This is a genomic window from Rahnella woolbedingensis, assembly GCF_003602095.1.
Classification (GTDB): domain Bacteria; phylum Pseudomonadota; class Gammaproteobacteria; order Enterobacterales; family Enterobacteriaceae; genus Rahnella; species Rahnella woolbedingensis.
In genome coordinates, this window is the sequence record NZ_RAHH01000058.1 from 1 (window position 1) to 6683 (window position 6683).

Sequence of the window (6683 nt, forward strand, 5' to 3'; positions counted from 1 at the left end):
GAGTTACCGGTTCAATATTCCAGACAGACTCGTGGTTCATTTGAGCGTCCATGCTCGCCCTGAACTCCGGGCACACTATAGGTCACATCACCGCACCACACCACACCACACCACACCACACCACACCAGGTTTGGCTCTGTTACGGCGAACTGTCGCTCAAGGTGATTCGGGATAGCAACGTGTTCATGACCGCCACGCTTATACCGGTGAGTCGCCTGCTGGCAACTGACCAACCCCAGTTCTTTCATGAGCCTGCCAGCAAGCCAGCGCCCCATCTGGTAGCCTCTCTGCGTTGCCATTGTGGCGATGCTTCTTGCTCCGGCCGAACGGTGGCTGATGCCATGCAGCTCAAGTACCTGACTTCGTAACACAGCCCGTCTGCCGTCTGGTTTTTCAGGACGGATTTTCCAGTATTTATAGCTGCTGCGATGAACCCCAAACACATGGCAGAGAGTGGCCACAGGATAACGCGCTCTGAGTTTCCCGATTATCGAGAACTGTTCAGGGAGTCTGACATCAAGAGCGCGGTAGCCTTTTTTAATATTTCGTTTTCCATTTCAATACGTTGTAGTTTTTTCTTCAGCTCACGTATTTCGATTTGTTCCGGTGTTATCGGAGAGGATTTTGGTGTTTTTCCCTGACGCTCTTCACGCAGTTGCTTGACCCATTTTGTCATCGTGGAAAGACCGACATCCATAGCCTTAGCGGCATCAGAGACGGTGTAGTTTTGATCGACAACCAACTGAGCGGATTCGCGTTTGAATTCAGGACTAAAATTTCTTCTTTTCATTGGAGCACCTGTGTTGTTCTGAGGTGAGCATATCACCTCTGTTCAGGTGGCCAAATTCAGTAAACCACTTCACACAGGGTGGGGGTGACCATCTTATTAAACCGCTCGAAAGCGGCTTTAAAAAGAGCATAAATTGCACTTTTTATGCATAACGTCATCAATTCAGAATGTTACTGATATCATGCGTTCTCGTCGATAAAGGCAGAAACAGGCAATCCAAAGCGCTTTGAAAGTGCCTTCATATGTTCCAGGGTAAGCTTACGCTCGCCTTTCAGGATCATGCTGACCAAAGAGCGTGCACCTATTTCTTCTTTGAAACTGCTTTGATTCAGACCGTGCTGATCCATGAGAACGCGCAGCATCGCCAGCTCCTGCGGCAACGCAGCAATACGCGTGTTGAATGCCTCAAATTCAGGGGTCGAATTTTCATAATCAGCAATTTTTTTAGCCAGCAGATCAATGAGAGGATTTTCATCGTCGGTATCGATAAGACGCTCTACCATCTCAAGAGCCTGCTCGTAGTCTTCACGGCTATGGCTTCCCCCCAGCAGGGGAACGGCATTGATCAATGTGGCCGTAGCGTTTAAAGCGGCTTCATAACTATTTGCTGTCATCATTCTGGAGTTCTCCTGTAGTGGTCGGTTAGCCGGTCATATTCTTTGTGCGTCACGACGTGCTTGATAAATACGTTCTGCGTTTCAAACTTGATGTAAGTGATGATCCGTAAATTGTTACCGCCGATATCAATCACCCACCATTTCTGCCTGTATTTGAATCGGTCAAGACTGCCAAAGCGTGCTTTAAGGGCATCAGGGGTTAGAAAACGCCCTGTATGCAGCACTTTATAAGCATCTTCCAGCGCAACGGCGTCGTTTGGAAATCGCCTCCCCGCCTCGTCAAACGGCTTCTTTGATATAACCCGCATAAATCTCTCTGTCTTGTAGGCATGAGATAATTATACTCCCTCACCGCCATGTCCACAATATGTGAACACGGATAATGTTCACATATTGTGACCACTCACTGAACTTAATAGCCATATTGTCAATATTTTTCTATAAAAGTGCAATTATTACACTTTTAGGATTAATTATGACAGGCTATGAATTGCGGCTCTGGCGTAAAGGGATGACATGGGATCAGGAACGTGCAGCTGAAGAACTGGGGAAATGCCTGCGAACATATAAAGCATACGAGAAATCACCGGCTATCGACCGAGTGGTCGAACTTGCCACCCGATCGCTGACACTTTCCATACTGCTTCCCGCGCTGTCAGAGAAAAACAGCGCGGAAATCTGTCGAGTTCTCGGCACACTGGTCGACTAACAGTCCGCTACCGATGCCATTACAAAACCGTCAAAATTGAATACATCATTGACGGCCACCGGCCATCCTTCAGCGTCCCACACCATGACCCAACTTTCAGATTCCTCACAGCGATACAGCATGCCAAGCGCACCGGTGGGCAAATCTGAAGGTTCAAAATGGTTACTTCAGTTTCCGTTACGCACGACGTAACTTAATAAATCCTCAAGCTGCGCAGTCGTCAGAGCAGTTTCGGCAACGATGGTCTGAGCAGGGATTTCCTTGGGTGCCCTCGCTTTTCCTTTGCCATAATACTGGTATGTGGCGTACAGCGGATGACAGATCCGATCCTTACTTCGGTTCGTCTTCCCTCAGCCTCAAGAGTCAGTCGCTGGTTGATGCCCTGGAGAATAATCAGAGGGGAAGAAAACTACGCATCACGGTTCATCGGGTTGATGTGCGAGAAAGAGCCTCAGCTGAAAATGGCGCAGCAACTGGCACTCGACTTTTACAGAATGCTGAAAACGAGAAATAAAACACTGTTAAACCCGTGATTCATTAATGTAAGCGAAAGCGGACTTATAGACCTCCAGCGTGTTGCTGCAGGAATGGAATCTGATGCAGCGGCAATAGTTGAAGCTATCTCTTGCAGGTGGAGTAACGGCGTTGTTGAGGGGCATGTAAACCGACTGAAGATGTTGAAACGCCAAATGTACGGTCGTGCCGGGTTCGAACTGTTGAGGCGGCGAGTGATGAGTCCTCTTGCATGATTAGCTCCACCCAAGTTGCGGAAGACCCATTTTTACATCGGTACTAACACATAGGTGTAGTTTGAGGCGCCCAGCGTGGCGACGAAGATTTGCGCCTGCCGGACTTCTCCCGTGTCCGGGTTGAGCACGGAGACCGTGGGTCCGCAGAAGTCGAGGAACAGCTTCTCACCGGCGATATGATACTGACGCATACTGCGCTTTTGTAACTTCAGCCAGTCGTTGTAAAGATTGCAGAACTGGCTGTACCCGTAAGCACTTTCACCCGTTTCCTGTTGATATTCCTGCCAGAGCAGGATTTTAGTCATCCCTTTGCGCTTGAGTTCCTGATGGCATAACGGGAAGTCCGGCATGCGCTTATTACTGCCGCAGTCTCGTCCGGTATAGAGCAACGCTTCGAGCTGAGATTCGGTCATGTCTTCCGGAAGGGGCCACGCCAGTTGGCTCGCCCTGAAGCGTGTTACAACATCAGATACGGTGCTGCATCCGATATTCAGACAGGCCGAGATACTCCTGTTAGGCAGGTGACAGTCAAATTTAAGGCGCAGCAGTTCTTTAATTTTACTCATCCGCGTTCTCAGTCTTGCCATGGTGACACTCCTCCGAAAGATGTGTTTTCAGGAGAAAGTGTTGTCCATTGTTTTAAAAGTGAAAAGCGCGGGGTTCCGACGACAGGATCATCGATTCCGACAATCCGATCACAGATTCCGACGAATGGCCAAATTTGGCCGGGACAAATCGGAATCAGCGGTCGAATTAAATCGGAAAGTGCGATCGGATAACATCGGAATCAATGGTCGGTTTGGGTCGGAGTACGCAGCCTCTTTAATGGCCTTCACACTCATGACAATTCCTGCTGTATCCAACGCCGATTTAATTTCCTGAGCGCTGTATCCTTTTTTAACCGACAGATCTATAAGCTGTTCTCTGAGTTTCTCTAGCACATCCTTACCCGTCATGCGCGCAGCATTCAAATCTGGCAACTCTTCCAGCTGAAGTTTTGCCAGTTAAGTTGCTCCTGAGAGTAATAACTGTTTGCCGCCATGCTCATTATTCCTTTTACGTTTTCATTCAACAGAGTGAGCAAGTGCGCCTGTTCCAGAGACCAATAATCTAAGGCGCCCCATTCTCCACCCGGTGTAATGACATTCAAGACATTTTCAGGAAGAACGCAGCAATCCAGTTTAAAACAAGGGACAGGATATGTTTTGTAGCACCGCCTGCACGCAGTCTGTCCAACAAAACGCCCTGGTCAGGGCTTCGCCCCGACACCCCGCGAGACTATAACTGCCGAGACGGGAAGGAAAAGGCCCCCATGAGTAGGAGCGAAAAACGCAACAGAGCGGCATTACTTCCGAGCATCCGTTGCCTGCCGGAAGAAAAGCAACAGATAAAGGAAAGCGCCCACGCCGCCGGTCTGAGCGTGGGAGAGTATCTGCGTCGCTGTGCGTTGGGTCGCCGCATTAGGGGGCCGCCTGGAGTCCGGAAATTATCCTACGTTTAGAGATTTGAGATTAACGAGTAGTTTCGTTCCAGTAAACAGAACCGTCTGACCGTAAGGGGGCTACGCCGGAACCCCATAAAAAATCCCCGGCCGGAGCCAGGGATGGATTAAGGTCAGAACACGTCAGGGATTATGAAACCTGATGTAATTCCAGACCGTGCTGAACCAACAGTTCGACATCACTGCCTGCATGCTGGTATACCTCATACTGAATGCCACCTGCCGTCACTGCACCGCTATCCTGCCAGGTGTTGTGAGACAGGTCGTTGACTTTCAGTTCAACCACATCACCCTGATCGCCGGTTACCGCTAGTTGCTGATGACCATCCTGGATAAAGAGATTCGGATGGGCTTCGCTGAGAATGTCATTTAATGTGAGATAAAGCGTCTGAACTGCATTGTTGTGCAGATTAATGACCGCATGATCAGCCTGAAGATCTGATGTCGTTGCAAGTAACGCGGCTGCTTCATGCTGGGTAGTGGTCAGTAAATCACCCGGGTTACCGCTGGTTGAATAATTGGTATCCTGTTCATCAGCGATCAATAGATCTGGAGTAACCGTCGCCCCTTCATTTATCTCATGCCCTGCATGATCCAGAGGAACAATACGCCATGAGTAGTACGCACTTCGTGTCACACTATCTGTAAAGGACCAGTTTCCGGAAGCGTCGGCCTGAGCGCTACCAACACACGTTAAAACATAATTCGAATGAGCATAGGATTCCCGGTAAATATTTACGACCGAGTCCGCCTGTCCAGTTCCATGTAGTGTTGGGGTGGCGTCATTAAATAACGCGAATCCCGTCCCGTTGCTACCATGCAGCGTATTATACGCCTGGTAGTTATCCTCAAAGTAATTGAATTCAGGAGGGGTTAACAAATCACCCAGGTTGCCGCTGGTTGAATAATTGGTATCCTGTTCATCAGCGATCCATAGATCTGGAGTAACCGTCGCCCCTTCATTTATCTCATGCCCTGCATGATCCAGAGGAACAATACGCCATGAGTAGTGCGCACTTCGTGTCACACTATCTGTAAAGGACCAGTTTCCGGAAGCGTCGGCCTGAGCGCTACCAACACACGTTAAAACATAATTCGAATGGGCATAGGATTCCCGGTAAATATTTACGACCGAGTCCGCCTTTCCAGTTCCATGTAGTGTTGGGGTGGCGTCATTAAAAAACGCGTATCCCGTCCCGTTGCCACCATGCAGCGTATTATATGCTTGGTAATTATCCTCATAATAGCCAAACGCAGGTAAAACAGGCGCAGTCTCCACATCCACAACAAAATCACTGGAGTGCGTACTGGTATTGCCTGCGGCATCTGTCGCAGTGGCGAAGAAGGTGTGCTTACCTTCACTGCGTGCGGATGGCGTAAAGCTCCAGGTACCGTCACCGTGGGCGGTGGTCGAACCCAGCAGAGTGCTGCCCTCGTACACTTTAACAATGCTGTTGGCTTCAGCCTGGCCGTTCAGGGTTGGCGTGGTGTCATCGGTCGTGCTGCCATTGCTTTCGTGCCCTTTAGAATCACCAACATCATCATAGTAATCAGTGATAACTGGTGCGTCCGGTGGGGTGGTGTCAGGAACATACGCATCAACATTCAACACAAACTCACCGGAATGTGAACTAGTGTTGCCGGCAGCATTCGTTGCCGTAACGGTGAAGGTGTGTCTGCCGTCAGCAAGAGCCCGGGCGATATCATAGAACCAGGTACCCTTTGAATCTGCCGTAACAGAGCCAATCACAACCGCGCCGTCGTAAATCGTCACGACACTGCCCGCTGCCGCATCGCCAATCAGTTCTGGGGTGTTGTCATCAATGGTGTCACCGTTAGTCACCCCGGTGGTATGGCCGTTATCGTAGGTTTCAATGGCGGCTGTGATAACCGGTGTATCCGGTGCTGTCGTGTCATCCTGGTTAGAGCCGACAGTTTCAACGGTGTAGCCCGCACTCCAGCCGCTCTTGTTGCCGGCCGCATCCTTGGCCTGCGCCGTGAAGGTCCAGTCACCCAGCCCGTTGGTGATATCCTGGCCACCATGCAACTGGTAGCTCCAGTGTCCTGCGTTGTCGGTCACCACGCTACCCAGCGTGTAATCATGCCCTGCTGCAGAATGAACCTTTACCGTCACAACGCTGTTCTTTTCCGCTGTACCGGAAATCAGAGGCTGGCTGTCATCGGTTTTACCGCCATTCGCTACCGGGCCTTTATGTGTTCCCACATCGTCATACACTTCAGTGATGACCGGTGCATCCGGTGGCGTGGTGTCCGGCACATCAATCGTCACCACAAAGTTGCCCGAGTGCCCGCTGG

5 protein-coding genes and 3 pseudogenes are annotated in these 6683 nt (G+C 50.1%); 3 read left to right on the forward strand and 5 right to left on the reverse strand.

The window, feature by feature from the left end; translation table 11 throughout:
• Window positions 1-99 precede the first annotated feature (99 nt).
• The 3 genes and pseudogenes from D6C13_RS24790 to D6C13_RS24800 all read right to left on the reverse strand — a co-directional run.
• Window positions 100-791 (reverse strand): annotated as a pseudogene (locus D6C13_RS24790) (IS3 family transposase); the annotation flags it as partial.
• Between the two features lie 179 nt (window positions 792-970).
• A complete protein-coding gene (locus D6C13_RS24795) occupies window positions 971-1408 on the reverse strand; it encodes a helix-turn-helix domain-containing protein (RefSeq protein ID WP_120135282.1) in 438 nt (145 codons plus the stop codon).
• Window positions 1405-1716 carry a type II toxin-antitoxin system HigB family toxin gene (locus D6C13_RS24800; protein ID WP_120135283.1) on the reverse strand — a complete coding sequence of 104 codons (312 nt, stop codon included), beginning with the start codon at window positions 1714-1716 and terminating at the stop codon, window positions 1405-1407. Before D6C13_RS24800 ends, D6C13_RS24795 begins: the two co-directional genes overlap by 4 nt.
• Window positions 1717-1883: 167 nt before the next feature.
• Here D6C13_RS24800 and D6C13_RS24805 point away from each other — a divergent pair, with 167 nt between their 5' ends.
• On the forward strand, window positions 1884-2117 hold the full coding sequence (locus tag D6C13_RS24805; protein WP_120135284.1) for a hypothetical protein: 234 nt from the start codon (window positions 1884-1886) through the stop codon (window positions 2115-2117).
• A gap of 323 nt (window positions 2118-2440) precedes the next feature.
• A pseudogene (locus D6C13_RS24810) lies at window positions 2441-2866 on the forward strand (transposase); the annotation flags it as partial.
• A 47-nt stretch (window positions 2867-2913) separates the two neighbouring features.
• On the opposite strand, the pseudogene D6C13_RS24815 reads toward D6C13_RS24810, so the two are convergent.
• Window positions 2914-3453, reverse strand: a pseudogene (locus tag D6C13_RS24815) (IS21 family transposase); the annotation flags it as partial.
• Between the two features lie 725 nt (window positions 3454-4178).
• Here D6C13_RS24815 and D6C13_RS26030 point away from each other — a divergent pair.
• Entirely contained in the window at window positions 4179-4367 is a 189-nt protein-coding gene (locus tag D6C13_RS26030; protein ID WP_425272755.1) for a plasmid mobilization protein, read from the forward strand.
• A 130-nt stretch (window positions 4368-4497) separates the two neighbouring features.
• Here the strand turns inward: D6C13_RS26030 and D6C13_RS24830 are convergent.
• On the reverse strand, window positions 4498-6683 hold a 2186-nt coding region (locus D6C13_RS24830), incomplete at its 5' end, for an Ig-like domain-containing protein (protein WP_244212799.1).

What these genes read in the sequence shown, in the direction of transcription:
- D6C13_RS26030 (WP_425272755.1), top strand. Translation starts at nt 4,179, where the DNA reads ATGAGTAGGAGCGAAAAACGCAACAGAGCGGCATTACTTCCGAGCATC.
- D6C13_RS24800 (WP_120135283.1), bottom strand. Translation starts at nt 1,716, where the DNA reads ATGCGGGTTATATCAAAGAAGCCGTTTGACGAGGCGGGGAGGCGATTT.
- D6C13_RS24795 (WP_120135282.1), bottom strand. Translation starts at nt 1,408, where the DNA reads ATGATGACAGCAAATAGTTATGAAGCCGCTTTAAACGCTACGGCCACA.
- D6C13_RS24805 (WP_120135284.1), top strand. Translation starts at nt 1,884, where the DNA reads ATGACAGGCTATGAATTGCGGCTCTGGCGTAAAGGGATGACATGGGAT.